This window comes from Neptuniibacter sp. CAU 1671 (genome assembly GCF_029222905.1).
Lineage (GTDB): Bacteria > Pseudomonadota > Gammaproteobacteria > Pseudomonadales > Balneatricaceae > Neptuniibacter.
This window is the reverse complement of record NZ_JARHUE010000001.1, coordinates 154,169-179,458: the sequence shown is the minus strand read 5'-3', so window position 1 is coordinate 179,458 and position 25,290 is coordinate 154,169. Positions and strand designations below refer to the sequence as shown.

Genomic DNA, 25,290 nt, shown 5'->3' with positions numbered 1-25,290 from the left:
GTATTTAGTAAGTGAAATCAGTAAAAGACTATTACTAATCAGCAACAAAGGATGCTACATGAATACACTGAGGCAAAAATACAGTCATAAAATCCACACGTTGGGATTGGCCCTGTTGATGAGTGCTGCAGGGGTGATTACTCCGGCGGTTGCTTCTGAAACGCTGATGGATGTTATTCAGAATGAGCATCGGGCCCCTTCATCAAGCCGGGATATCTACCGTCATCCTAAAGAAACGCTGGAATTTTTTGAGCTACAGCCTGACATGGCGGTGGTTGAGATCTGGCCCGGCGCTAAAGGCTGGTATAGCGAGATCCTTGCACCCTACCTTAAAGCCGAGGGGAAATTCTATGCGGCGCAGTTTAATGCCGATTCCTCCGCTGCATTTTTCCGTAATTCGCGCCAGCAGTTTATCGATAAACTCAATGCGCAGCCTGAGCTTTACAGCGCGGTGGAGGTCACCACCTTTAATCCACCTGAGTATGTTGATATTGCCCCGGAAGGGAGTGCGGACCAGGTGCTGACCTTCAGAAATGTGCATAACTGGTATATGCGTGGGGGTGGCGAAGCACGGGTACTGGCGGCGTTCCAGGCGTTTTACCGCGCGTTAAAACCGGGTGGAATTTTAGGCGTGGTCGAGCATCGCCTGCCAGAATCACGTCCGGCCGGGGATATGGAAGCCAGCGGCTATATGCATACCTCGTTTGTGGTGCGGATGGCAGAACAGGCAGGTTTTAGACTGTTGGCCCAATCGGAGGTCAACGCCAATCCGGCAGATAGCACAATGCATCCCAATGGCGTCTGGAGCCTACCGCCAACACTGCGGGGCGGTGATGAAGGCAAAGAGGATTTCCTGAAGATAGGCGAAAGTGACCGTATGACGCTGAAATTTGTTAAGCCTGAATAATCCCAGAAGGTATGTGCCGGGTTAGCCCCGGCACAGATTTAAACCAGAATCAGATCAACATCAATATTGTCCCGGGTTGCATTGGAGTAAGGGCAGACCTGATGGGCTTTATCCACCAGATCTTTAAGCAGCTCTGTTTCCATTCCCACCACACTGATCTCCATTGTCACGCAGATCGCAAAACCGGTTCCTTTGGGATTTTCACCAATGCCGACGCTGGCGGTGATTTCAGGTTCAGCGGGTAGCTTGAGTTTTTCCTGAGCGGCGACATATTTCATCGCACCGATAAAACAGGCCGAGTAACCCGCCGCAAAGAGCTGTTCCGGATTGGTGCCAGGGCCGCCATCACCCCCCATTTCTGCGGGCGTGCTGAGCTTAATATCGAGACGCTTATCAGAAGAGACGGAGCGACCCTCACGTCCACCACTGGACGTAACCGAGGCTGTGTAAACTGCTTTCATGAGACACCTTTATTGTTATTAACCACGCTTAGTATGCTAGTAACGTCTAGTCGCTGAGTGTCATATTGGCAAGTTGCATAACGGTTTAGCTGGCCATCTGTAGCTGTATATCACGGGGTGAATGGCCAAACAGTCGCTTGAACTCGCGGCTGAACTGAGAGGGGCTGCTGTAACCCACTTTATAACAGGCTTCACTGGCTTTGGTGCCACTGCAGAGCATTGTGCGTGCCTGGTGCAGGCGCAGATTTTTCACAAACTGCATCGGCGAAAACGAGGTGTAGGCTTTGAACTGCTCATGTAACACCGACGGGCTCATCTGGGCCACGCTGGCGATGGTGTCGATATCCAGTGTCTGGTCAAAATTGGCTTCAATGTAATGAATCACCGAGGCGATGCGCACGGCGCCACCGTGATTCGCGACGCAGTTACGCAATAAAGCGCCCTGCGGTCCCTTCAGCACCTCATAGTAAATCTCACGTTTGATGTGTTCGCCCAGAATCTCGTAATCCTGCGGTGATTCAATCATGCCCACCAGACGGTCCAGACAGTGCAGCAGGTGACTGGTGAGAGGGGCTGCCGCCAGAATATTATCCCGTTTGGCGGGTTGTACCGCCGGGTTGTAGGCATCCATCTGCAGCATCAGCTGGCTGACCATGCTGGTGTCTATTTCAAGACTGAGTCCCAGATAGGGTTGCTCAGGACTGGTGTCATTGACTTCAGCTTCAATGGGCAGGGTCAGTGAATTGAGCAAGTAATGGTTGGGGTCGTAGGTGTAACACTGATCGCCCAGATAGACCCGCTTATGGCCCTGAACCAGCGCACAGATGGAGGGTTTATACACCACAGGCTGACGTGGCACATTGTTGCGTGCCCGGTAGAGTTTCAGGCCTTCAATTGGTGTTTCGTTGGCCCCTTCTTCCTGTGCGAAACGGTCAATGGAGTGCGCCAGTTTAGACTTAAAAGGCATATTTATCTCCGCACGGTCTGCAATGGTTTCAGAGAATTATGTCATCAGTTGGCTAATTTACACACATACAGGTGGTTGTTTCGGAGTTTTGTGCAAACAAAAAGGACTATTTCGATAACGCTTACCGGGCTAAGCGGCCACTATTTATAGCTAACAATCTTCAAAGACCCCACTGCCGCCAGAAAAGGGAGCCCACTATGCCGGTAACGTTGAATATAAACGGTGTTGATCAGACCGTTGACGTCACACCCGATACTCCACTGTTATGGATCATCCGAGACAGCCTGCAGATGACAGGCACCAAGTTTGGTTGTGGTATGGCGATGTGTGGTGCCTGCACCGTGCATCTGGACGGTCAGCCGGTCAGGTCCTGTTCCACCCCGGCACAGTTTGCCGAAGGCAAAAAAATCACCACGATCGAAGGGCTGGCCTCTCCGGTGGCGAAGGCGGTTCAGCAGGCCTGGAATGAGCATCAGGTACCCCAGTGTGGTTATTGCCAATCGGGCCAGATCATGTCGGCCATTGCGCTGCTGGAAAAAACACCACAGCCGGATGATGCGGCCATCGATGCGGCCATGTCCGGCAATATCTGCCGCTGTAACACCTATGTGCGGATTCGCAGTGCCATCAAACATGCTGCTGAGTTGATCAGTTAATTCACGATTAGAGGGATATTTTCATGCGTCGTATGTATTTTCATGATCAGCCGATTCTGCAGGCCAATCGTCGTGATTTTCTGAAACTGATGACCGGCGTCGGTGCCGGTTTGACCCTGGGTTTTTCCACCCGGATGGCGCTTGCCGGTGAAACAGCTGCTGCCACAAACAGCGCCGGTGATTTCGCCCCCAATGCGTTTGTCAGTATCGATAAAGACAGTCAGGTCACGGTGCTGATGAAACATCTGGAGATGGGGCAGGGGGCCTATACCGGTCTGGCCACGTTGGTGGCTGAAGAGCTGGATGCCGACTGGGCGCAGATTCATGCTGCACCGGCACCGGCGGACGCAAAACGCTATAACAACCTGCTCTGGGGTGAGTTTCAGGGCACGGGTGGCAGTTCAGCCATCGCCAATGCCTATATGCAGATGCGCACAGCCGGTGCCACCGCAAAAGCGATGCTGGTGCAGGCAGCGGCCAACAGCTGGCAGGTGCCAGTCTCCGAGATTAGGGTCAGTAATGGTATCGTCAGCCATGCGGGCAGCGGTAAACAAGCGCAGTTTGGTGAACTGGTAGACGCGGCAGCAAAACTGCCTGTACCGGACGCTGAATCTGTGGTTCTGAAAGAGCCGTCGCAATTTAAACTGATCGGCAAACGGGTTACCCGTAAAGATGTGGGCAAAACCGACGGCACGGCGATCTTTACCCAGGATATTCAGATTGAAGGCATGCTGACGGCGGTGGTGGCACATCCACCCCGGTTTGGCGCCACAGTAAAAAGTTTTGATGCCAGTAAAGCGCTGGCAGCCGAAGGTGTGAAATCCGTTGTGCAGATTCCGGAAGGCGTGGCGGTTGTGGCGTCTGATTACTGGCGCGGTAAAAAAGCACGGGAGCTGCTGCAGATTGAGTGGGATGAGTCTGCAGCCATGACTCAGGGCAGTGATGAAATCATTGCCGAGTACAAAGCACTGGCCTTGAAGTCAGGACTGGTCGCCCGTTCCGAAGGTGATGTTGCTGCCACATTGGCTGCAGCACCCCGGACGATTGAGGCCACTTATGCCTTCCCTTATCTGGCGCATGCAGCCATGGAACCCCTTAACTGTGTTGCGTTAGTGACCGATCAGGGCTGTGAAATCTGGAACGGCGAACAGCTCCATACTGGTGATCAGATGGCCATCGCCGGGTTGCTTAATATCAAACCCGAACAGGTCAAAATGAACATGCTGTTTGCGGGCGGCAGTTTTGGTCGTCGTGCCAACCCAAAATCCGATTATCTGATTGAGGCGGTAAACATCGCTAAAACTCAGCCGGGCACGCCAGTGAAACTGGTCTGGAGCCGGGAGGATGACATGCTGGCGGGCTATTACCGTCCTATCTATGTGCACCGTCTGCAGGCCGGTCTGGATGAAGCGGGCAAAATTGTGGCCTGGCAGCAGCACATTGTTGGTCAGTCCGTGGTTGCAGGCAGTGCCTTTGAAGGGTTCCTGATTAAAGATGGCATTGATGGTACCTCCGTTGAAGGCGCCGCCAATCTGCCTTATGCCATTCCCAATCTGCAGGTAGAACTCACCACCACCCAAAAACAGGTGCCGGTGCAGTGGTGGCGCTCTGTCGGTAGTACCCATACCGCGTTTGCCGCTGAAACCTTTATGGATGAGCTGGCCAGCCAACTGGGGCAGGACCCGGTTGAACTGCGAATGCAGCTACTGGAAAAACACCCGCGCTGGCAGGGTGTGCTCAAGCTGGCGGCAGAGAAAGCCAACTGGGGCGCGCCGTTACCTGAAGGCTGGGGACGGGGAGTGGCGGTACATGAATCGTTCCATTCCTATGTGGCTCAGGTGGCCGAGGTGTCTGTACAGCCGAATGGCCAGTATAAGGTTGAGCGTGTTGTCTGCGCGGTGGATTGTGGCGTTGCCGTCAATCCAGATGTGATTAAAGCGCAGATGGAAGGTTGTATCGGCTTTGGTCTGGGGCCGGTGATCAACAGTGAAATCACCCTGACGGCCGGTAAGGTTGATCAGACCAACTATCACAATTATCAGGTGGCACGGATCAATAATATGCTCAGGGTTGAGGTGTTTATTGTGCCGTCGGCTGAACCGCCAACCGGTGTGGGTGAACCGGGTGTGCCGCCATTGGCGCCAGCGGTCGCTAATGCACTGGCAGCCGCGACGGGTAAGCGGTTTTACCAGCTGCCGATCAAGCCTGACGCCGTTAAGGCCTGACCGGGGCTTTGCTGATGTCAAATCATCTGCTTGGTCTGCTGAGCCAGTGGTATCCACAGCGAGATCAGTGCGATTGGGTGCTGGGCACCGTTTATCGCACGGAAGGGCCTGCTTATCGGAAGGCGGGTGCGATGATGCTGTTTGGCAGCGAAGGTCAGCAACTGGGTATGCTCAGCGGTGGCTGTCTGGAATCAGATATCCATCGCCATGCCCGCAAAGTGAGCCTTGAAGGGCGTGCCGTCACCATCTCCTACGATGGCACGGATGAAGACGACATCTCCTTTCAGTTGGGCATCGGCTGTGGCGGAACCGTGCATATTCTGCTGCAGCCGGTCTATGCCGCGAATCACTATCTGGAACTGACAGAGGTGTACCGCTGTTTGATGGCCCATGGCAGTGGTCACTATTTTCAATCCATTCCCGATCAGAAAGGGTTGGTGCAAGCACGTTTTGAAGCGAACCCCTCCAGCTGTGTGAACTACAGCCGCCAGTCCGGCGAGTTGATGATTACAGAGCAGGGCAACTGGCTGAAAACACCGGTGACACCACCGCCGCACCTGTTAATTGCAGGGGGCGGCATTGATGCCAGACCGATGGCCGCCATTGCACATGAGCTGGGTTGGCGGGTGACGGTGTGGGACCCGCGCCCGGCCAATGGTCGCAAGGAATATTTCCGCACAGCAGATACCCTGCTCAGTGTGCCAGTACACGAGTTGATCGAGTATGCCCGGCAGGAAACCGTTCATGCCGCGGTACTGATGACCCATAACATCTCCATGGATGCTGAAGTGCTGCGCATGCTGGGCGATTATCCACTCAGCTATCTGGCTTTACTGGGTCCGGTCAATCGTAAACAGCAGGTACTTGAGCGGGCTGGCGTCACGGTTGATCGTTTACGCACACCGGTTGCCGGACCCGCAGGGCTTTATCTGGGTGGTCAGTTACCGGAGACAATCGCACTGTCGATCCTGGCAGAGTGTCAGGCCATGCTGGAGCAGGGCACCGGGCACTCAATCAGTGGGATACTGACCGGCTGATGGGTATCGCTACTCTTATCCTCGCGGCCGGTGAAAGCCGCCGTTTTGAAGGCTGCAAATTACTGGCCCCATTAGGTAATGGCCGGTGTTTGTTAGAGCATACGCTGGCGACTGCTGAGCGCGTTGCCGCGGGCCCTGTATATATTGTCACCGGTGCCTGGGATGCTGAAATACGCACGCTGTTAGCGTCTCATCCCGGCGTCAACTTGCTATTCAATCCCCAATGGAATGAGGGACTGGGTGCTTCACTGGCATTTGCGGTGAATGAACTGGCTGAGCGTTATGATGGTTTGCTGGTGCTGCTGGCGGATCAGGTCGCGCTGCACTCTGCCGATCTGCAGGCTTTGCTGCAGCAGTTCAACGGGGAAAACATGGTCTGTGCTGAATATTCCGGTCGTCGGGGTGTACCCGCGATCTTCCCGCAACGCTATTTTGCCCAACTGAAACAGTTAACGGGTGATCAGGGGGCCAGGTCGCTGTTGAATAATCCAGATGAACCGGTCATCACAGTTGCGCTTGAACATGCGGCGATTGATATTGATACCCAGACTGATCTGGACCTCTGGCGTTTACAGGCGTCCGTCTGACACTAGAGTTTCAGGCTGCGCGTTTTCTCCATAATAAATTCCACCAGCAGTTTCACCTTCAGCGGCATATAGGTTCGGTGCGGATAGAGCATCTGTACTTCCCGGCCCAGTGGTTTCCAGTCAGGCATCACTGAAATCAGTTCCCCACTGCTCAGATGCTGCTTGATCACATACCGCGGTAAATTGCCCAGGCCGATACCCTGTAACACCGCATTGGCGGCGGTGCGTAACTCATCCACATGCAGATGTCCCTGCGGCGTTAACTGAACCAGATTGCCCTCGGCATCTCGGAACTGCCACTGCGGCGAGCGCGCGGTCACAATCAGCGGGAAACGTTCTAGTTCACCGGGGTGTTCGGGCAGGCCAAATCTTTCAATAAATGTTGGGCTGGCGCAGAGATGAAACTGAGAGGTAAACAGCGGGCGCCGAACCCAGTCCTGCAGGGTGATATCGCCAATCCTGAACGCCAGATCAATACCCTCCTCAAGCAGGTCGATATTGCGGTTGTTCAGAATCAGTTGCAGTCGAATACCCGGATACTGCTGCATAAATTCAAAAAACCAGTCATCCAGCAGTTCGGTTGCGAGTGCGACCGGCGCGGTGATTTTAAGCAGGCCTGTGGGCGAAGAGAGTTCGCCTTCAATGGATTGCAGGCTGGTGTCCAGCTCATCAAACAGCGGCTGACAGCGAGCATAAAACTTTTCACCGGCCTCGGTCAGGGCAATATGCCGTGGATTGCGATGCAGTAATTTAACCCCCAGCGATTCTTCAAACTGCTGCATCCGGCGACTCAGGGTAGAGGGCGGCATGCCCAGACTGTCCGCTGCAGCGCTGAAGCTGCCCCTGTCCATAATGCGAATAAACAGATAAAGATCCTGATAGTTCATTTATCAATTCCATAAATGGGATTTTGACTTCCATTTTAGATACTAAATTCTGTTTATGAAATCAAATAGACTGATGGCCGTCTAACTCCGCGGGGGAATAATAATGAGTCACCACCTGCACATCGACGAGCCTGCCCTGAGTCACCAGATCCGTTTTCAGAAACGGGATGGCACTGTCTGGTTCGGTGAACAACGCATGGTCATGCTGCAAATGGCCGCCCTGGCTACTTTCCGAAAAGAGGTGATAGAAACCGTTGGCCTTGAACGGGCTAAAGGATTTTTTATGCGCCTTGGCTACAGCCTTGGCCAGAAAGATGCACTACTGGCCCGACGTCTGTTTCCTAATGCCTCCCCACTTGAACTGCTGAAAGCCGGTTTTGCACTCGACAGCCTCAAGGGCATGGTGCGCATTGAGCAGGACCGTCTGCATATCGAACCAGTGCATGAATTTATCGCGGAGTACCGGTTATCTGAATCCTATGAAGCCGAGATGTTCAGAACCGAGCTGGGTCTGATCGACGAACCCGGCTGCTGGAGTCTGGTGGGGCATGCCAGTGCTTTTACCAGCAACATTCTTGGCCAGGAAATCCTGTTCAAAGAAACTTCCTGCCGTGCCTGTGGCCATGAGACCTGTCATCTGGTCGGCCGTCCGGCAGACGCCTGGGAGGATGCAGATCAGTATCGTAAATATTTTGTCAGCAGCCCGATCATTGAAGAACTGTATGAGTTGCAGTCTCAGCTCTCGGTATTGCGTCACAAGGTTGATTCAGCACCCACACTCGGCAACCTGCGGGGTAAATCCGCGGGCTACCGACATGTATGTAGCATGTCGACCCGGGCGGCTGAGGGGGATGTCAGTGTACTGCTGCTGGGTGAAACCGGTGTCGGTAAAGAGCTGGTGGCGCAGGGTATTCATAATGCCAGCGAACGCAGAGAGCAGCCCTTTGTCGCGGTTAACTGCGCGGCGATTCCACCGGATCTGATTGAGGCGGAGCTGTTCGGTGTCAACAAGGGCGCTTATACCGGTGCCACCCATACCCGGGAAGGTAAATTTGAACGTGCCCACGGTGGCACCATTTTTCTGGATGAGGTGATCGAGCTCAGCCCCCGGGCACAGGCATCCCTGTTACGTGTTATCCAGGAAGGCGAACTGGAGCGGGTGGGGGATACCCAGACCCGTGCAGTCAATGTGCGTATCATCGCCGCGACCAATGAGTCGCTGGAAGAGGCGATCCAGACCGGGCGCTTCCGGGCGGATCTCTATTACCGCCTCAATGTATATCCAATCCATATTCCCCCGCTGCGTGAGCGTCAGGAAGACATTCCGGTGCTGATTGAACACTTTCTGGAAAAGTATCAGGCCTATTACAACAAACGGGTGTCTGGCCTGAGTGATATGGCGCAGAAAGCGATGCGCGAATATGCCTGGCCTGGCAATGTCCGGGAACTGGAAAACCTGATCGAACGGGGCCTGATCCTGACCGACCATGGTGAAGCGATCAGTGCCAAATCACTGTTTCCCGGCTTTGATTCTGATTTCAGTCAGGTGGTTTCTGTTGAGGGTCGCCTGATAGAAGCAACGGCGATTAATGAGCCACAGCCGGCGTCAGACTGGATTGATCAGGCGCTGGCGGAATGTGGCTCGTTGGACGCCATAGAAGAGCGTCTGATCGAACATGCCCTGGAGCAGGGGCGCGGCAATATCTCATCGGCGGCCCGGGTGCTGGGAATCAGCCGTCCGACACTGGCCTATCGACTGAAAAAAATGGAGCAAACTGCATGAACGCTGCCCTGGCAGAACAACTGATTGAGGCCGCCGTGGCGCAGGCCACTGAATTTAAGATCACGGTCTGTATCGCGGTCACCGACAGTGCCGGTCTGTTAACCGGTTTTATTCGCATGGATAACAGTTTTCAGGGCTCTGTGGATGTGGCGATTAAAAAAGCCAGAACCGCAGCGCTATTCCCAATTCCGACCGGGGTGTTTGGTCAGCTGATGCGCGATGAAAACCTCACTGGCATGGCTGAAACCAACGGTGGCCTGATCGGTTTTCCGGGCGGTCTGCCGCTGCAGAAGTTCGATCAGTTAATCGGTGCCATTGGCATATCCGGTGGCTCGGCAGAGCAGGACCATGCCATTGCAGCCGCAGCGGCCGGAATTCTGGAAACACCTTAATGAAGTTAAGTATTGTTGATCAGGTACCGGTCCATAACGGCAAAACCCAGGCTCTCGCACTGAACGATGCCGTTGCGCTGGCGCAACTTGCGGATACGCAGGGCTACCATCGCTACTGGATCGCTGAGCATCACGCTACGCCAAGCTATGCCAGCAGTTGTCCTGAAATGGTGATTGGCCGTATCGCCGCCGCCACTGACAAGATTCGTGTTGGCAGCGGTGGGGTGATGCTGTCCCATTACAGTCCCTACCGCGTGGCTGAACTGTTTCGCACGCTGGAAGCCTTTTTTCCCGGCCGGATCGATCTTGGTTTTGGCCGTGCCCCCGGTGGCAGTGACCTCTCAAGTCAGGCGCTGGCGTTTCCGTGGCGCCCCACCGGGGCTGAAATCTTTCCTGACCGGGTAGAGCAGTTGATCGCCTTTCTGGACGGAGCCGCTGAAGGCATTGCTGGGCGTGAACTGACTACCACGCCAGAGGGTGGCTCAGTGCCTCAGGTCTGGGCGTTAGGCTCCGGCAGCGGCAGTGTTGAGATGGCCGCGCACTATGGGCTGGGTTTTGTGCTGGCTCTGTTTATCGGGACTGAACATCGTTCTGCCGAGATCATTCGTCACTATTGCGCACAGTTTAAAGGACGCAGCAAAAGCCCACTCAAAGCACCGGCGGCGATGATCGCCAATGCGGTAATCTGTGCCGACACCGCAGAAGAGGCACGGCATCTGGCCGCCAGCCACGCCTACTGGAAAGTGTTGGCGTTTCGTCATGGTATTCGCGAGGGTTTATTACCGCCCGAAATCTGTCTGGACCGGGTAAAACAACTCCCTGTTTCTGATCAGGCATATTTCGAAGAAACCCGCGATTCGATGATCACAGGCACGCCGATGCAATGTCGTGAAAAGCTGGAACAACAGGCGGGTTACTACGATGTGGAAGAAGCACTGATCGTCGCCGTAACCTGGGACTTTGCCAAACGCTGCGAAAGTTATCGGTTGTTAGCGAAGATATTTAAAGAATAAAATGCAAATCATCATTACGTATAATAACCTATATTTAATGAGGTCTTGAATGAAAATAAATTATTTGGGGTGGTTTTTTCATTTTTTAATGCTAAGCATAGGGAGTCCTTTTTCTAAAACATCAATTTCAGAGTTCTTTCTGTAGTGGACTTTTGCAATGCTAGGATAAGTTTTTTTATTGGATATTTCTTTTTGAGCGCCGGTATTTATGTGCATGAATATCCATTCAAAAAAAATAAATGGGTTTAGTAATACTGAACTAGAAATTCTGAAGCAGTTGAAGGAAGCAAATTGTAAATGGCATTTTGAGTGAGACGTTACATTTGAGTCATAGTCAAGCCGAATATGTGACGTATTAACAACATCAATGCCTAAATCTACCCAAGTTTCTGCTCCGAAATATATTTCTTGAATTAAGTCAATTCCACTTTCTTCAGCAAGCTCTCTTAGATTATCAAGAGTTCCATTAATCTTCACTGGTGCCGGATAGTAGCAAAGTCTTGCTGATTTGATTTTTTCGTCTTTCCATTCATAATAGAATTGAAAAAATGAGTTATCCTTTAAAAGAAAACTGTACTGTTTTTCGTCGAGTAATTTTTGATATTCGGCTGCGTAGACTATGTTTTTTAAAATTCCTGGTCGATGGCCTTTCCAGCTGACGATTTTTTCATGTGCTAAGAAATTGTCTTCCAATAACATTGATGAGTATAAAGATGATATATTATCCAATCCTCTTTTTACTGTATTAAAATCCATTTAAATTAGCTTTCCCTTGTTATGTTGAACTTTAGTTGCTCTAAATGCTCTATTAAAAGTTCAGGGTTCTCTTCAACAAGCTTATTCAGATTTTCTAGGGCTAATTCACTCCCGGAATCAGACTTGGAAAGTATAAGTCTCCTTCTGGCAATTTGATTGTCACTTGGTCTTATGTATTTAAATTTAGGTAATTCAGACTGTATTTTATTAATTTCTGCTAACAAGGTGTTCATTGCATCTTGAATGCCGGAAACATAGCACCAGCCCCTAGATCTAGTTACTGATACAAAAAAAGAGTTTCGTTTGCGGAAAGTTGTATCTTGCACTACCTGCTCACAATTTCCTACAAAAACGATATTGGCTTCGTTGCCTTTTGCCTTGAATGGAGTAGTAAGTACTACGCAATCTTGCTCAAAGAAATGTCTGCTTGATTCAACAAATCCTGGCATAATGGATTTTATACCAACACTGTTAAGCTTGGATCGTATATCTTTTAAGAAATTCTCTGAATTTTTTGTGTCAATTGCTATAACAAATATGTCATGAGCCTTTACATCTTGGTTTTCAATTAAGTCGTAAACCTTATTTGAAATATAATCAGCTTCTTCTTCCCTTGTATTAAATTTTTCTATTTGAATCAATTTGTTAGGCAGTTTTGATTGTTCAGTGAGTAGATTCTCTAATAAGTTCGTACTGTTTTTAGACAGTCTTTCAACCTCAATTTCATCACCAGCTGAAAAAGTGCTTTTTGATTTAGGAGAATTAATCTGATAACCAAGAGCTTTCCAGTCTGATGCTCTATCTACACTGTCAACAACACCACCTTTTCTAGCAATTCCTAAAGCAATACCATGAGCTATCATTAAAATATTACGGGGATTACGATAACAGTTGGGTAAAACGAAATCTTTATCTATCCCTCCTACATATTGGCCCTCTAGTGCATCTTGGCTAAACCTAGGTGTCCCATCTTTATGCGTTCCAAATAGTTCGTAAAATTCACGAATTTTTATTGATTTTAATGACTGAAAATCGTCATATGCGACTACGATTCTTTTTGGGTTTTTCGTGAGCTTATATACAACTTCAAAAACTTCGTTCGGAAAATCTTGAGCCTCGTCTATCAAAACCATGTCATATATAGGGGTGATATTATCCCCAATTTTATTGTCTAGATCTTTATAAATTGCAGAGAGAGCATCATTGCTTCCTCTAACATCTCTTAAAGTAAGTGGTGTTATCCCATAATCAGCGCAAGTTTTCGAATATAACCCTTCCCCTGAAGTTTTACCTCCCCAAGCATGAAGTATATCTATAACACCAGAGGGTAGGCTGGACTTGGATTCCTTGGCATAATAATCTCCAATTTGTTTGCCAATAGTGTGATACAAACTTTGCGTGTTAAAAAGATACAAAATTTTAAAATCTTTGAAGCGAAGAGCAGTCAGTGCAGCTTTAAGAGATAAAACTACGGTCTTTCCTGTACCTGCTAGACCCCTTATTCGTTGAGGTCCATTTGGTATTTGCATAGATACTTGGCGTTGAGCTTCGTCTTGTTTAAAAGTTCTTTGCAAAGAAAGTTGAATGAAATCATTGATTGTCGATGGTTGTTTAGCTTTATCGTAAGTTTCAGAAAGGTCTCTATAACCCCATGTCCCCTCAATTAGACTAAGAATATCATCAAACTGTTGATCTGTTCCGTCCCAAGCATGATTATCGGTGAAAAACTTTGCGAGATCTTTTGAGTAGGACTCACGAGTAGTTGTTTCTGAATAAACATAATCGTTGTAATTGATTTTTTCTAGTTCATCGGGTGAATTATCCCTAAAGATAATCAAACAATTAACTGGAACTTTTTGATTTTTATATTTCCTACTGTAAAGATTTGGTGATCTCTTAAGTCTGCTTTCAATTTCATCTTTGTAAAGCTCTAGGACTATATCCCGTGAATACGTTACGGAATCAACAGTTCTCCAAACACGTCCATCTTCCTCAAAACCCACTACTTTTTCATGACATATATCAATCAGAAAAATACCGGACTCTTTTGTTACGACAACAAAAGTAGGAACTTCGGATAATGAAGTCGTACCGAGAACTGGAATTTTGTATGCACAATAACCTTCCTGTTTTGCAAGCAAATTCGATAGATGTTCCCACAGTTCAAGGTCATAGGGGTCATTATCGATTTCAAGTGAACCAGGAAGAAACTGCATGCTCATTGCTACTGTCCTTAGTGTGATCCTATTGATCTCGTATTCTATATCATTTTTGGAGTTTGGCTAAGGAGGCTAATGTTGTTGTGAATTTTATTATTTTTCAATAACCTGTGTGTTTTTTGAGTCCTGTCGTTATTGATATGGTTATGCATATATTTGACAATTTTTTCATTTTTTAGCCGATTTGATGCCAATTTACTCGTCCCAGCTACTAAACAATAAAAAACACCCGGCAAATGCCGGGTGAAAAAACGGAGGGCCTGCCATTTGTCTCCGTAGAGTTGCTCATTAGAACTAGCGTCCGAGTTTTTTCGCCGACTGTCCAGCAATGCCAAAATGTTGTTTTGGCATCTCATTAATCAGCACCCGCACGCTTTCGCGGGGTGCATCAAGTGCCCGGACAATGGCATCGGTCATCTCTGCAATCAGCCGTTCTTTCTGTTCATCTGAACGACCTTCAATAATGTTGATCTGTGCGATCGGCATGGTTTGATCCTCTTACCGCTTAAATAACCAGTTTTTCAGTAGTTTGGTGACTCTGGGCATGACCACATAGGTCATGAGTAATACCTGTCCAATTACGACCAGAAGGGTGTGCAGCCACAAGGGCAGCAGGTCGAGCCAGGGTTTGAACAGCAGGTTAATGCCCATGATCAGGACAAACACCACCACAACCAGCACCAGTGCCATCTTGGCAGGTGAGGGCGGTTGGTGGGCGGGCAGTTCCGGCAGGTCAAACCAGAATTCCAGACCGGTACCACGCACGGTGGTGGCATCACCTTCGGTCATGCCTTCCAGCTTATCCAGCCATTGCTTGCGCAGATAGGACTGTTCCCACTGCTGACAGTGCTCGTAATTGTCGAAACGGTAGATCAGCACATATTCATGGCGGGTGGCCGGGCCCGGCCGGAGCACACTGGTGCCCAGGTGACCGGGATATTCACCTGCCGCTTCTATGACGCCGGAGATCCACTGTTCATAGTCAGATTCCCGGCCGGGTTTGACCCGGCGCGAGATACTAACGGTGACCGGGCCTTCGTCACCGGGCTGGCAGACACTGCGCTGGGCAGTGTCTGTCACACTGGTCTGATCAGACGAACCGGCCACTGACGGTACCCAGATCCTGATAACGGACGCAGAAGCTGTCGCCTTTATTCACCTGCACCGCCGCCGTGATGGCGCCGATCATGATAAAGGTACCTGCCGGAATCTCTTCGCCGCGCTCGCCCAGCATATTGGCTAGCATGGCAACCGAAGAGGCCGGATGGCCCAACACCGCTGCACCGGCACCCAGCTGAACCACTTCACCGTTAATCTCCATCACCACACCCAGATTTTTAAGGTCCAGATCTTCCGGTTTGGCCATGGTGCCACCGGAGATGAAACGGCTGGAGGAGGAGTTGTCAGCAATCACGCTTTTCAGGTCGAATTTGAAATCCTTGTAGCGAGAGTCGATCACTTCCACGGCGGGCATCACAAAATCCGTGGCACGCAGTACATCGCCGATATGGATGCCCGGACCCTTCAGCGGTGCCTTGGTGACAAACGCCAGCTCTGCTTCGATCTTCGGATGGATCAGCTCATCATGTTTGATCTCACCGCCATCAGGAACGGAGAAGTAATCCGCCAGAAAACCGTAGCAGGGCTGTTCGACACCCATCTGTTTCATCTTGGCCCAGGAGGTCAGGCCCATTTTCATACCGACGATTTTGTTGCCGCGGGCTTCCTTGCGGCGGCGGATCTCCCATTGAATATCGAAGGCGTCCTTGTAGGTCATCTCCGGATAATCATCAGTGATTTTGGTGATTTCATAGGCTTCCAGCTCGGCTTTTTCGCAGTGCTCGGCCAGCCCCTGAATCTGTTCCAGTGTCAGGTTATTGCTCATCAGATCAGTCCTCGTGCTTTCGCCATGGTCAGCGCCAGGTCTTCAATCATGTCTTCCTGACCGCCCACAGTGCCGCGGCGACCCAGTTCCACCAGAATGTCGCGTGCCTGAATGCCGTATTTGGCTTCAGCGCGTTTGGCGAACAACAGGAAGGAGCTGTACACACCGGCATAACCCAGGGTCAGTGCATCACGGTCAACGCGGATGGGCTGGTCCATCAATGGCACCACGATGTCTTCGGCCACGTCCATGATCTTGTACAGATCGATACCGTGGTCAGCGCCCATACGGTCCAGCACCGCAACAAACACTTCCAGCGGCGTATTACCGGCACCGGCACCCAGACCGGCAACGGATCCATCGATACGGGATGCACCGGCTTCCATCGCCGCCAGTGAGTTGGCAATCGCCATGCCCATGTTGTGGTGACCATGGAAGCCCACTTCGGTGTTGGGGTTCAGCTCAGCACGCAGCAGGCCGATTTTTTCGCTCACTTCATCCGGCAGCATGTAACCGGCGGAATCGGTGCAGTAGATGCAGTTGGCGCCGTAGCTTTCCATCAGACGGGCCTGCTCCAGTACTTTCTCGGGAGTGACCATGTGCGCCATCATCAGGAAGCCAACGGTATCCATCTCCATTTTGGCGGCCATGCCGATGTGCTGTTCTGATACATCGGCTTCGGTACAGTGGGTGGCGACACGGATGGTGTGCACGCCACAGTCCTTGGCCATCTTCAGGTGCTCAACGGTACCGATACCCGGCAACAGCAGGGCGGAGATCTTGGCGTTTTTCATCTTGGGCACCACGGCGTTGAGGTATTCCTCATCGGTGTGGGCCGGGAAGCCGTAGTTAACGGACGCACCCCCTAGGCCATCACCATGGGTGACTTCAATCAGTGGCATTCCAGCTTCATCCAGACCGGTGGCCACGGCGACCATCTGGTCCAGTGACAGCTGGTGACGTTTGGCGTGCATGCCATCGCGCAGGCTCATATCGTGGAGCGTGACTTTTTTACCTTGTAAATTCATGTTCTGTTCCTCCACTTAACCACGGGCCGGCAGGGTGATAATGCCCTTGGCGGCTTCTTCGGCAAACATCTCGGCGGTGCGCAGGCCCGCGGCTGTCATAATGTCCAGGTTGCCCGCGTAGTTCGGCAGGAAATCCCCAAGACCTTCGACTTCCATAAAGACGGAGACACGGTTGCCATCAAATACCGGGCCATTCACCAGTTTGTAACCGGGTACATATTTCTGCACTTCTTTCACCATGGCGTGAATAGATTCCGTGATCGCGGCCTGATCAGGGGTGTCTTTGGTCAGGCAGTGCACGGTGTCACGCATCAGCAATGGCGGTTCTGCCGGGTTGATAATGATGATCGCTTTACCCTGTTTGGCGCCTCCCACTTTCTGTACTGCACCGGAGGTGGTGCGGGTAAATTCGTCGATATTCTGACGGGTGCCGGGGCCTACGGAACGGGAAGATACAGTGGCAACAATCTCACCGTATTCCACCTCCTGCACCCGGGAGACCGCCGCGACCATCGGGATGGTGGCCTGGCCACCACAGGTGACCATATTGACGTTCATCTCCAGCCGTTCGGCGTGCTGTTTCAGGTTGACTGGCGGTACGCAGAACGGACCGATGGCCGCGGGGGTCAGGTCGATCATGATCACGCCCAGTTCGTTCAGCTTGCGGCTATTTTCCGCGTGAACGTAGGCTGAGGTGGCGTCAAAGGCGATACGGATATCATCTTCAATGACATGTTCAATCATGCCGTCGACACCGGTAGAGGAGGTTTTCAGGCCCATCTCTTTTGCCCGTTTCAAACCTTCGGATTCAGGGTCGATGCCCACCATCCAGACTGGTTCTACCCAGTCTGAACGCATCATTTTCATCAACAGGTCGGTGCCGATATTGCCTGGACCGATGATCACTGCTTTTAATTTATTGCTCATGTTGTTTCCTCACATCTGTCCAGATCAGGTAAAGCGCACAGAGGCAGAACCAATGCCGCCGATGCTGACCGTCATAAAATCACCTGCCTGAACAGGCTCCAGCGGTACCAGAGAACCGGAAAGGATCACTTCTCCGGCTTTTAACGGAATACCAAACTGACCAAGGGTGTTGGCCAGCCAGGTGACACAGTTAACAGGGCTGCCCAGTGCGGCGGCACCGGCACCGGTGGAGATGATCTGGCCGTTTTTCTCAACCACCATGCCGCAGGTAGACAGGTCTACCTTCGCTGGGCTGACGGCGTTATCTCCCAGTACAAACAGGCCGCAGGAGGCGTTGTCTGCCACGGTGTCCTGAATCTTGATCTGCCAGTTCTCGATGCGGGAATCGACAATCTCAAAGCAGGGCATGACGCAATCGGTCGCAGCCAGCACATCGGCATTGGTGATGCCGGGGCCAATCAGGTCTTTTTTCAGGATGAAGGCAATTTCACCTTCCGCTTTAGGCTGGATCAGGCGCTCGGAGATGGGCATCTCTTCGCCCTGACTGAAGGCCATATCATCGGTCAGATAACCAAAATCAGGCTGGTGCACATTCAGCATGTTCTGCACGGCTTTGGAGGTGACACCGATTTTTTTACCGATGATCTTGGCGCCGGCCTGAACCCGGCGATCAACCATGCGCAGGGAGATGTGGTAAGCATCTTCGATGGTGATATCACTGAAGCGCTCAGTAAACGGTCGCAGGGTGCGACAACCGGTCAGCGCCTCATACAGCTCATCGCCACACTGCTGTATCAGTTCTTTGTTCATTGTGTGTTCTCATCTTCTGCTAGGTCGGCTTCGCGCAAAAAGTCGGAAACCAACTGGTTAAAGCGTTGTGTGTGTTCAATCTGGGTCCAGTGACCGCAGCGGCCAAAGACGTGTAGCTGCGAGCGTTCAAGCCACTGATGCAGGGTCAGGCTGGTCTGCAGCGGAATCACCAGGTCATCCCGGCCATGAATGATCAGCGCTTCATGGGGCAGGGCGCGCACGGCCTGCTCATCACTGGCCATGGCATCCAGCCTGCGTTGGCGTGGTGCCGGGAACATGGCGGAAAACGACTCCTGAAAACCGGGCCGGATGCTGGCCTGATAGCGCAGTTCTGCCAGTTCATCGGTGACCAGCGTGCGGTCATAGGCAAAGACATCCAGCATGGATTTCATTGCCTCAATCGACGGCTGGTAACCCCAGACGGCATCCAGACCTGCTGACAGTTCGCAGGGCACGCCCACGCTGCCCATCAGCACCAGACGGCGTACCCGTTCGGGATGACGCACGGCCAGTGCCAGTGCCAGCGCACCGCCAAAGGAGTTGCCAATCAGATCGGTCCGTTGAATATCCAGCGTGTCGAGGATATCGACGGCATGCTGCACCCAGCGGTCCATGTTGTACTGGTTATCAGCCGGGCGCTGGGTGTAGCCAAAGCCGAGCAGATCCGGTGCCAGTACCCGGCGTTTCTGTGCCAGTACCGGCAGGCTGAGGCGCCAGTTGGCCCAGGCTGTAACGCCGGGTCCGGAGCCGTGGAACAGAAACACCGGATGACCTGTACCCAGATCATGCAGGTTGGTCTGCACACCCTTTACATCGAGCTGGGTGCCAAGTTCAGGGTTGTCAGGGGTCAGAGATGTCATGCTCTTCGACTCACAGCTTGATGCAGATGTTTTTGGTTTCGGTGTAGAACTCCAGCGAGTGAACACCGCCTTCACGGCCGATACCGGACTCCTTGGCACCACCAAACGCGGTGCGCAGATCACGCAGGAACCAGCTATTGACCCACACCAGACCCACTTCCATCTGCTCGGCTACGCGAGAGGCGCGGGAGCTGTTTTCGGTCCAGATGGTGGCGGACAGGCCATAACGGGTATCGTTAGCCAGCTGAATCGCTTCCTCTTCGGTATCAAACGGGCGGATATGGCAGCAGGGGCCGAAGATCTCTTCGTTCACTACCCGGGCATCATCCGGCAGGCCGGTCCAGATCGTCGGTTCGACCCAGGCACCGGCATTCAGCTCGGCGCCCATCTCAGGCACACCACCACCGATGATGACGTTGGCGCCTTCCTCTTCTGCCAGCTTGTAGTAGGAGAGCACCTTGTCCCGGTGTTCCAGACTGACCAGCGGGCCAAAGTCCACGTCTGGATCTTCCGGACGGCCGAGTTTCAGTTTTTCAACGCCCTGTTTCAGGCGGCTGACAAACTCATCAAAGATTGGGCGTTCCACATATACACGCTCAGTGCCCAGACAGACCTGACCGCAGTTCACAAAGGCTGAACGCATGGTGCCTTCGATGGCTTTGTCCATATCGCAGTCGGCAAATACCAGGGAGGGGTTTTTGCCACCGCATTCCAGCGAGATATTGCGCAGACCGACTGAGGCAGCACGCATGATGATTTCACCGGTGCGGGTTTCACCGGTAAAGGTGATGGCATCCACATCTTTATGTGCGGTGAGAAAGGCACCTGCAGAGTTCGGGCCAAAGCCATGCACCACGTTATAGACGCCCGCCGGTACGCCGCACTCGTTCATCACTTCACCCAGCAGGGTGGCGGTGGCCGGGGTTTCTTCTGAGGGTTTAACCACAACCGTATTGCCACAGGCCAGCGCCGGACCGACTTTCCAGGTCATCAGCAGCAACGGCAGGTTCCATGGGCTGATCACCGCAATCACGCCCTTGGGTGTACGGTGGCCGTAGTTCAGCGCGCTTCTGCCATCTGGGGTATCCAGCTTGAAAGCTTCTGTCGGGTGATTGGCCAGAGTCTCAGAAAACGCTTTGAAATTGGCGGCACCACGGGGGATATCGATGTGCGAGGCGATCTTTTCCGGTTTGCCGGTATCGAGGCACTCGGCTTTCAGAAATTCATCAAAACGTTCGTTGATTCGGTTAGCGACCTTATCCAGCAGTTTGATGCGTTCCGCCTGAGTCATCTTGCCCCAGGGACCTTTCAACGCGCGTTTGGCGGCGGCAACTGCGGCGTCCACTTCCACCTGGCCCGCTTCATGCACCATACCGATCAGGCTGTTATCTACCGGACAGCGGTTCTCAAAGGTGCTGTTACTGGCGGAGGCTGCAAATTCGCCGTTTATAAAATGTTTAAACTCTTTCATAACGCTCTCTTTTTTCAAAAACACGCGACTGACTGCTTAGTTCAGGCAATAGTGTTCCTTGCCTGCTGCCTCCGTTGTGGCGGGGACAGCAGACATTTTTTTGGTCAGGCTTCAGGTCAATACAGTCAGGAAGCGCTCGTTCAGTTCGCGATCGTGATAGAAGATCGCCTTACCCAGTTTTTCAGCATCCCAGGTGATAGGTTCATGGTCGGGATAGAAATAATCACCGCCGCAGAACACTTCGTTGCGGTTGCCAGACGGATCAAAGAAGTAGATGGTCTGGCCGTGGGTGATACCGTGGCGGGTCGGACCGATATCAATTGAAGTGTCGGTCATGGACAGCAGGTCACCGGCACGCAGTACGTCATCCCAGGTCTCCAGATAGAAAGAGGCATGGTGGAATTTGCCCGGCTCCGGATGATCGATGAACGCGATATCATGGGCTTTCATGCTGACGGTAAGGAACTGCGCAACACGTTTACCGTCCGGGGTCATAACCTGCTCAACCAGATCAAAGCCCAGCACATCGCGGAACAGATTCAGGGTTTTTTCCAGTTCAACGCCGTACAGCAGGCAGTGATCAAAACGCTGTGCTTTCATGCCTTTCAAATCACGTGGCCAGGCTTCAGGGTTGTGATTGCCCACACTTGTGCCAAGCTGTTTTTTGGTAGCGAACAGCTCAAAGTTATGGCCGCTTGGTGCGGTAAAACGGACCCGACGACCGCAGTCGTTCAGTTCGCCCGCAGGGATATCATCAATGGTGCAGCCATATTCAATCAGTGCGCCGCGCAGCGTATCCAGCGTGGCTTCGTCCAGACATTTAAAGCCCATATAATCCATACCGGGGGTGTCATCTTCGCGTAGCACGACAGAAAACTTGTCGACCTCTGTCCAGGCTTTGAGATAAACACGGCCCTGATCATCACGGTCAACTTCGGTCAGACCCACCAGATCCGTGTAGTGAGCTACGGCTTCATCCAGATCTAATACCCTGATTTGGACATGCCCGGGACGCATCACACCTTTTTTCATCTTAAGTTCCTCTGTTTATTATTTTTGTCGTTTACCCGCAGCCACCTGATTACCCGGCGACGGGAGGTTGATATTGATCGGATTCAATCACCAGATCGCTGGCGGGAGAGATACGGCACGCAAGCACAACACCCTGTTCCAGGTCGTCATCGCTGATATGGGCTTTGCTCATGCGTTTGCTGTGAAATTCGCCCTGAACGACGCGGATTTTGCACAGTCCGCAACCGCCACCACGACAGCCAACTGAAATACAGCCGCTGTTTTTGCGTTCCATCGCTTTGAGCAGGTTGCTGCCGGCAGGGCAGAGAAATTCCTGATCTCTGTTAGTGACCTGGATACGGAAGGGCTGAAACGGCCCACAAAATTCCGTTGTCATGATCTGCATAGTGATAAACCGATTGTTGTTTTTATGGTTTAACCGGTTTTTGCAAGGGGTGTGCCAGCGTGGGTGCTGTTAATAAAGAAGTGCGGATATTGTTGTTAAGCTATTGAATATAAATGGATAAATTTTATTTCGAGTACGAAGGTGGGATTTGAAGGCTTTGCTGAATCGGAACGAAAAACAGCTGAACCTGATTAAATGATTAAATAGGTTTTGTAAATTTAACGAGTTGATGAAATCGCCACAGCCTGCTGCTTCAGACTGTGGCAAATGATTAGGGAACCTGCGAATAAGTCCCAAATTTCTCAGTGGGTAGTAAATCGACTTAATGCGCGAAAGGTAGCGAAGTGGAATGACGAGTCCTTTTCAAGCTGCCTGACAAAGCAGGAAGGGGATTTAATGCCCACCCAGCGGGACTAACAGAACGATCAATTTCTTTGTTAACGATTTTCGACAGGCAACCAGCATGCCTGTAATCGTTGCCTTGAAACGTTCTGGTAGTCTGAGGAGTTTGGGACTTGTTTGCAGGTTCCTCAGCTGGCAGATTCGGTTTTTTTCAGCCTGTAGGCCATTTGCGGACGGGTAATGCCCAGCAGTTTTGCGGCCTGGGTGATATTGCCTTCGGTTTTATCCATCGCACGTTGCAACAGATCTGACTCGAGCTGATCGAGGTTAACCGAAGCATTGATCAGCTGTTCGATCAGATCATCACCTGCGGTGGATTGACTGACGTTATCCTGCACTTCACCGGTGGATGCAGTCACCCGCAGCGGGTGGGTAGGCTCCACCAGAGAGGGGAAGAAGGCATACATATCGATGCTGCGGTTGTTGTCCGTTAAGATCACCCCGCGCTCCATCATGTTCTCCAGCTCCCGGATATTGCCCGGCCATTTATAGTGGAGCAGGGCATCCAGCGCCTTGTCGGAGACGCCCTGAGTCTTTTTGTTGTATTTGGTGTGATATTTCTCCAGGAAGTGATCAACCAGCAGGGGTATATCTTCCTTGCGTTCCCGCAGGGGTGGGATATTCACTGGGAACACATTCAGCCGGTAAAAAAGATCCGCACGGAACCGCCCCTGTTCTACCGCCAGGGCAAGGTCTTCGTTGGTGGCGGCGACGATGCGGACATCCACTTTGCGGGTCTCGGTACCCCCGACACGTTCCAGCTCACCCTCCTGAATAACGCGAAGCAGGGAGGCCTGCGCGCGGGGGCTGAGTTCGATCACTTCATCCAGAAAGATGGTGCCCTCATGCGCCCGCTCAAACTTACCTTCGCGGGATTCTGTGGCACCGGTATAGGCGCCTTTACGCACGCCAAACAGTTCAGCCTCGATAAGATCCGGCGGGATACAGGCACAATTCACCGCAATAAAGGGTTTGTCAGCCCGAGGGCTACTCTGATGAAGGCCGCGGGCAACCACCTCTTTACCTACACCGGTTTCACCCTGCAGCAACACAGTGACGGTACTGTCAGAGGCGCGCTGGATCAGTCGACAGACATTCTTAAATGCCTCTGACTGACCTACTGAATTAAACAGCAGATCATCCGCCGGACAGCGCATGAGTTGCATGTTTTCTCTTAGGGTACTGACCTCATAACGCAGGGCAAAGAGTTCTTCGATAATGGGGTCGGGCAGCAGCTGGCGTTCAAGTTCTTCTTTATCTTCCCATTCATCAGCGGGTCTGCCTTCAATGCTGCAGTGAGTATCACCGCAACCGGCACAGTGGGTTTCTTTAAAAAAGACTTTCTGTCCCATGTAGTAGGAGGTGAAGCCACTGGCGTAACCCAGCAGCGTCCAGCAGATCGGTTCGGCGGCGGTGCCAAATTCAGCCAGATGGACCTCGGCCTCGTAGGAGTCATGCCAGTTGAACTTGGCAAAGAACTGTTTTTTCTCAATATCAAAATCCAGCTGTTCCATCTCAACCCGCACCATGCCCTTCAGTGCATGCAGCTGCGGACCAACCATAAAGGCTTCGGCGCTGGAGATTTCGGGCCGGAGTTTATGCGCCAGCTCGGCATCCTTCATGCCGGACTGATAGCCAAAGCGCATCAGGAATCCGCGGGCGCGCTCAATGCCCATGGTAGTGATCAGTTCTTTACGCAGAGAACCCATTACTGTTGCATGAATCAGCAGCATGCGCTGTTCATCCAGCCAGATTTTGCCGTCTTTATAGGCAAACTGAATCTGACTGATTAAGTCATCCGGCCGGGTGGCCGAAGGTGTGTCTGTGTCCATCTAAGATACCGCTGTATTATTTTTAGAGTAATGGGTGCTTGCAGTTCAACCCGTGCCAGGCAGGTTCTCAAAACAGTCAGGTGTTCTGAAAATCGGTCCCGTTCAGGGTTGTCTTTTTTCATGTGACTATAGTGCAGGACAAATTTCAATGCTCGATGTGCAAAGCTGCACAAAAATGTTTTTTGCAGGTTGCTCGCAGGCTTCAGTTGCCTGTTGAAATCATAAGGCAGGGCGGGTTACCTCATCATTTCATCACCCTCTGAAATAGACATCGATTGATAAACTGACAGTCAATTCGGCTGCTTAAAAGAACAAGTTTAAAAAATAAAAATTATTCTAAACAATAGCTTATAGATTTTTTATCAGGCTCTATTCACCTGATTTTTATTGCTGGCACACCCTTTGCTCTAACCGGGTACAACAATAAAAACGTGAATTAGAGCCATGAAACACACCAACCTTAAAGCAGTACCGGACCAGCCTTCCAAACAGGAAGCGCGCCAACTGACCAAATATGTGCGGGTGCGCAGTGCGCCTGGTGCACGTTTTGTTGAATTCGATTTTGCCATTAACGAACCCTCACTCTTTGTTGAGCTTGTGATGCCTCAGCAAGCCTTTGAGATTTTCTGTGAAGCCAACGCCGTTCAGTTCATGACCGATGAACAGATGGCTGCAGTGGATGCAGAAATGAGCAAGTGGCGTTACGGGGAGGAAACCCTGATGGCGAACAATCACGACCGATCAAATAAAAATAACTGACCCTTGCGG

25 protein-coding genes are annotated in these 25,290 nt (G+C 51.7%); 9 read left to right on the top strand and 16 right to left on the bottom strand.

What is annotated here, in order from left to right:
* The first annotated feature begins 58 nt into the window (after positions 1–58).
* Entirely contained in the window at positions 59–907 is an 849-nt protein-coding gene (locus tag P2G53_RS00915; RefSeq protein ID WP_275812368.1) for a methyltransferase, read from the top strand.
* 38 nt (positions 908–945) lie between these two features.
* Here P2G53_RS00915 and P2G53_RS00910 read toward each other — a convergent pair whose 3' ends face one another.
* A complete protein-coding gene (locus tag P2G53_RS00910; protein ID WP_275812364.1) occupies positions 946–1,368 on the bottom strand; it encodes an organic hydroperoxide resistance protein in 423 nt (140 codons plus the stop codon).
* A gap of 85 nt (positions 1,369–1,453) precedes the next feature.
* Complete coding sequence (locus tag P2G53_RS00905) at positions 1,454–2,335, bottom strand: AraC family transcriptional regulator (RefSeq protein WP_275812361.1); 882 nt, start codon at positions 2,333–2,335, stop codon at positions 1,454–1,456.
* Positions 2,336–2,532: 197 nt separating this feature from the next.
* Between P2G53_RS00905 and P2G53_RS00900 the strand changes: the two genes are divergently transcribed.
* Genes P2G53_RS00900 through P2G53_RS00885 form a run of 4 tightly spaced genes read left to right on the top strand, consistent with a single transcriptional unit; the run spans position 2,533 to position 6,840 of the window.
* On the top strand, positions 2,533–2,991 hold the full coding sequence (locus P2G53_RS00900; protein ID WP_275812359.1) for a (2Fe-2S)-binding protein: 459 nt from the start codon (positions 2,533–2,535) through the stop codon (positions 2,989–2,991).
* Positions 2,992–3,014: 23 nt separating this feature from the next.
* Positions 3,015–5,216 (top strand): xanthine dehydrogenase family protein molybdopterin-binding subunit, encoded by a 2,202-nt coding sequence (locus tag P2G53_RS00895; protein ID WP_275812356.1) that lies wholly within the window; start codon positions 3,015–3,017, stop codon positions 5,214–5,216.
* Positions 5,217–5,230: 14 nt separating this feature from the next.
* Positions 5,231–6,253, top strand: coding sequence for an XdhC/CoxI family protein (locus P2G53_RS00890; RefSeq protein ID WP_275812353.1), 1,023 nt, complete (start codon positions 5,231–5,233; stop codon positions 6,251–6,253).
* A complete protein-coding gene (locus P2G53_RS00885) occupies positions 6,253–6,840 on the top strand; it encodes a nucleotidyltransferase family protein (RefSeq protein WP_275812350.1) in 588 nt (195 codons plus the stop codon). The genes P2G53_RS00890 and P2G53_RS00885 overlap by 1 nt, the downstream gene beginning before the upstream one ends.
* Before the next feature lie 2 nt (positions 6,841–6,842).
* On the opposite strand, the gene P2G53_RS00880 is transcribed toward P2G53_RS00885, so the two are convergent.
* The gene (locus P2G53_RS00880) at positions 6,843–7,727 is read right to left on the bottom strand and encodes a LysR family transcriptional regulator (RefSeq protein WP_275812347.1); all 885 of its coding nucleotides are present in this window, start codon (positions 7,725–7,727) and stop codon (positions 6,843–6,845) included.
* 103 nt (positions 7,728–7,830) lie between these two features.
* Here P2G53_RS00880 and P2G53_RS00875 point away from each other — a divergent pair, with 103 nt between their 5' ends.
* The 3 genes from P2G53_RS00875 to P2G53_RS00865 are packed head-to-tail and all read left to right on the top strand — an operon-like array spanning position 7,831 to position 10,915.
* The gene (locus P2G53_RS00875; protein WP_275812344.1) at positions 7,831–9,510 is read left to right on the top strand and encodes a sigma-54-dependent Fis family transcriptional regulator; all 1,680 of its coding nucleotides are present in this window, start codon (positions 7,831–7,833) and stop codon (positions 9,508–9,510) included.
* Positions 9,507–9,902 (top strand): heme-binding protein, encoded by a 396-nt coding sequence (locus tag P2G53_RS00870; RefSeq protein WP_275812343.1) that lies wholly within the window; start codon positions 9,507–9,509, stop codon positions 9,900–9,902. Before P2G53_RS00875 ends, P2G53_RS00870 begins: the two co-directional genes overlap by 4 nt.
* Positions 9,902–10,915 carry an MsnO8 family LLM class oxidoreductase gene (locus P2G53_RS00865; RefSeq protein ID WP_275812340.1) on the top strand — a complete coding sequence of 338 codons (1,014 nt, stop codon included), beginning with the start codon at positions 9,902–9,904 and terminating at the stop codon, positions 10,913–10,915. Before P2G53_RS00870 ends, P2G53_RS00865 begins: the two co-directional genes overlap by 1 nt.
* A gap of 78 nt (positions 10,916–10,993) precedes the next feature.
* Here the strand turns inward: P2G53_RS00865 and P2G53_RS00860 are convergent, their stop codons facing one another.
* The 13 genes from P2G53_RS00860 to P2G53_RS00800 form a co-directional block, all read right to left on the bottom strand.
* Entirely contained in the window at positions 10,994–11,671 is a 678-nt protein-coding gene (locus P2G53_RS00860; protein WP_275812337.1) for a DUF2290 domain-containing protein, read from the bottom strand.
* 5 nt (positions 11,672–11,676) lie between these two features.
* Positions 11,677–13,893, bottom strand: coding sequence for an ATP-binding domain-containing protein (locus P2G53_RS00855; protein WP_275812334.1), 2,217 nt, complete (start codon positions 13,891–13,893; stop codon positions 11,677–11,679).
* A gap of 291 nt (positions 13,894–14,184) precedes the next feature.
* The gene (locus P2G53_RS00850; protein ID WP_275812331.1) at positions 14,185–14,376 is read right to left on the bottom strand and encodes a 4-oxalocrotonate tautomerase; all 192 of its coding nucleotides are present in this window, start codon (positions 14,374–14,376) and stop codon (positions 14,185–14,187) included.
* Positions 14,377–14,388: 12 nt separating this feature from the next.
* Positions 14,389–14,997, bottom strand: a complete 609-nt coding sequence (locus P2G53_RS00845; protein ID WP_275812328.1) for an antibiotic biosynthesis monooxygenase — start codon at positions 14,995–14,997, stop codon at positions 14,389–14,391.
* A complete protein-coding gene (dmpH, locus tag P2G53_RS00840) occupies positions 14,981–15,775 on the bottom strand; it encodes a 2-oxo-3-hexenedioate decarboxylase (RefSeq protein WP_275812325.1) in 795 nt (264 codons plus the stop codon). The genes P2G53_RS00845 and dmpH overlap by 17 nt, the downstream gene beginning before the upstream one ends.
* Positions 15,775–16,803 (bottom strand): 4-hydroxy-2-oxovalerate aldolase, encoded by a 1,029-nt coding sequence (gene dmpG / locus P2G53_RS00835; RefSeq protein WP_275812322.1) that lies wholly within the window; start codon positions 16,801–16,803, stop codon positions 15,775–15,777. Before dmpG ends, dmpH begins: the two co-directional genes overlap by 1 nt.
* A gap of 15 nt (positions 16,804–16,818) precedes the next feature.
* Entirely contained in the window at positions 16,819–17,730 is a 912-nt protein-coding gene (locus tag P2G53_RS00830) for an acetaldehyde dehydrogenase (acetylating) (protein WP_275812319.1), read from the bottom strand.
* 24 nt (positions 17,731–17,754) lie between these two features.
* Positions 17,755–18,540 carry a 2-oxopent-4-enoate hydratase gene (dmpE, locus tag P2G53_RS00825; protein ID WP_275812316.1) on the bottom strand — a complete coding sequence of 262 codons (786 nt, stop codon included), beginning with the start codon at positions 18,538–18,540 and terminating at the stop codon, positions 17,755–17,757.
* Positions 18,537–19,400 (bottom strand): alpha/beta hydrolase, encoded by an 864-nt coding sequence (locus P2G53_RS00820; RefSeq protein ID WP_275812313.1) that lies wholly within the window; start codon positions 19,398–19,400, stop codon positions 18,537–18,539. The genes dmpE and P2G53_RS00820 overlap by 4 nt, the downstream gene beginning before the upstream one ends.
* Before the next feature lie 10 nt (positions 19,401–19,410).
* Positions 19,411–20,871 carry a 2-hydroxymuconic semialdehyde dehydrogenase gene (locus P2G53_RS00815; RefSeq protein ID WP_275812309.1) on the bottom strand — a complete coding sequence of 487 codons (1,461 nt, stop codon included), beginning with the start codon at positions 20,869–20,871 and terminating at the stop codon, positions 19,411–19,413.
* 111 nt (positions 20,872–20,982) lie between these two features.
* Positions 20,983–21,903 carry a catechol 2,3-dioxygenase gene (locus P2G53_RS00810; protein ID WP_275812307.1) on the bottom strand — a complete coding sequence of 307 codons (921 nt, stop codon included), beginning with the start codon at positions 21,901–21,903 and terminating at the stop codon, positions 20,983–20,985.
* A 49-nt stretch (positions 21,904–21,952) separates the two neighbouring features.
* Complete coding sequence (locus tag P2G53_RS00805; protein ID WP_275812304.1) at positions 21,953–22,288, bottom strand: 2Fe-2S iron-sulfur cluster binding domain-containing protein; 336 nt, start codon at positions 22,286–22,288, stop codon at positions 21,953–21,955.
* Positions 22,289–22,818: 530 nt separating this feature from the next.
* Positions 22,819–24,522 carry a sigma-54-dependent Fis family transcriptional regulator gene (locus P2G53_RS00800; protein ID WP_275812301.1) on the bottom strand — a complete coding sequence of 568 codons (1,704 nt, stop codon included), beginning with the start codon at positions 24,520–24,522 and terminating at the stop codon, positions 22,819–22,821.
* Positions 24,523–24,966: 444 nt separating this feature from the next.
* On the opposite strand from P2G53_RS00800, the gene P2G53_RS00795 reads away from it, so the two are divergent.
* Positions 24,967–25,281: a phenol hydroxylase subunit gene (locus P2G53_RS00795; protein ID WP_275812298.1), complete on the top strand. Its 315-nt coding sequence runs from the start codon at positions 24,967–24,969 to the stop codon at positions 25,279–25,281.
* Positions 25,282–25,290: the final 9 nt, after the last annotated feature.

Excerpts from the sequence above, each read along its gene's own strand:
- P2G53_RS00850 (WP_275812331.1), bottom strand. The coding sequence starts at position 14,376 with ATGCCGATCGCACAGATCAACATTATTGAAGGTCGTTCAGATGAACAG.
- P2G53_RS00905 (WP_275812361.1), bottom strand. The coding sequence starts at position 2,335 with ATGCCTTTTAAGTCTAAACTGGCGCACTCCATTGACCGTTTCGCACAG.
- P2G53_RS00875 (WP_275812344.1), top strand. The coding sequence starts at position 7,831 with ATGAGTCACCACCTGCACATCGACGAGCCTGCCCTGAGTCACCAGATC.
- P2G53_RS00795 (WP_275812298.1), top strand. The coding sequence starts at position 24,967 with ATGAAACACACCAACCTTAAAGCAGTACCGGACCAGCCTTCCAAACAG.
- P2G53_RS00800 (WP_275812301.1), bottom strand. The coding sequence starts at position 24,522 with ATGGACACAGACACACCTTCGGCCACCCGGCCGGATGACTTAATCAGT.
- P2G53_RS00910 (WP_275812364.1), bottom strand. The coding sequence starts at position 1,368 with ATGAAAGCAGTTTACACAGCCTCGGTTACGTCCAGTGGTGGACGTGAG.
- P2G53_RS00855 (WP_275812334.1), bottom strand. The coding sequence starts at position 13,893 with ATGAGCATGCAGTTTCTTCCTGGTTCACTTGAAATCGATAATGACCCC.
- P2G53_RS00895 (WP_275812356.1), top strand. The coding sequence starts at position 3,015 with ATGCGTCGTATGTATTTTCATGATCAGCCGATTCTGCAGGCCAATCGT.
- P2G53_RS00810 (WP_275812307.1), bottom strand. The coding sequence starts at position 21,903 with ATGAAAAAAGGTGTGATGCGTCCCGGGCATGTCCAAATCAGGGTATTA.
- P2G53_RS00820 (WP_275812313.1), bottom strand. The coding sequence starts at position 19,400 with ATGACATCTCTGACCCCTGACAACCCTGAACTTGGCACCCAGCTCGAT.
- P2G53_RS00880 (WP_275812347.1), bottom strand. The coding sequence starts at position 7,727 with ATGAACTATCAGGATCTTTATCTGTTTATTCGCATTATGGACAGGGGC.
- P2G53_RS00860 (WP_275812337.1), bottom strand. The coding sequence starts at position 11,671 with ATGGATTTTAATACAGTAAAAAGAGGATTGGATAATATATCATCTTTA.
- dmpE (WP_275812316.1), bottom strand. The coding sequence starts at position 18,540 with ATGAACAAAGAACTGATACAGCAGTGTGGCGATGAGCTGTATGAGGCG.
- P2G53_RS00915 (WP_275812368.1), top strand. The coding sequence starts at position 59 with ATGAATACACTGAGGCAAAAATACAGTCATAAAATCCACACGTTGGGA.
- P2G53_RS00865 (WP_275812340.1), top strand. The coding sequence starts at position 9,902 with ATGAAGTTAAGTATTGTTGATCAGGTACCGGTCCATAACGGCAAAACC.
- P2G53_RS00885 (WP_275812350.1), top strand. The coding sequence starts at position 6,253 with ATGGGTATCGCTACTCTTATCCTCGCGGCCGGTGAAAGCCGCCGTTTT.
- P2G53_RS00900 (WP_275812359.1), top strand. The coding sequence starts at position 2,533 with ATGCCGGTAACGTTGAATATAAACGGTGTTGATCAGACCGTTGACGTC.
- P2G53_RS00830 (WP_275812319.1), bottom strand. The coding sequence starts at position 17,730 with ATGAGCAATAAATTAAAAGCAGTGATCATCGGTCCAGGCAATATCGGC.
- P2G53_RS00815 (WP_275812309.1), bottom strand. The coding sequence starts at position 20,871 with ATGAAAGAGTTTAAACATTTTATAAACGGCGAATTTGCAGCCTCCGCC.
- P2G53_RS00890 (WP_275812353.1), top strand. The coding sequence starts at position 5,231 with ATGTCAAATCATCTGCTTGGTCTGCTGAGCCAGTGGTATCCACAGCGA.
- dmpG (WP_275812322.1), bottom strand. The coding sequence starts at position 16,803 with ATGAATTTACAAGGTAAAAAAGTCACGCTCCACGATATGAGCCTGCGC.
- P2G53_RS00805 (WP_275812304.1), bottom strand. The coding sequence starts at position 22,288 with ATGCAGATCATGACAACGGAATTTTGTGGGCCGTTTCAGCCCTTCCGT.
- dmpH (WP_275812325.1), bottom strand. The coding sequence starts at position 15,775 with ATGAGCAATAACCTGACACTGGAACAGATTCAGGGGCTGGCCGAGCAC.
- P2G53_RS00870 (WP_275812343.1), top strand. The coding sequence starts at position 9,507 with ATGAACGCTGCCCTGGCAGAACAACTGATTGAGGCCGCCGTGGCGCAG.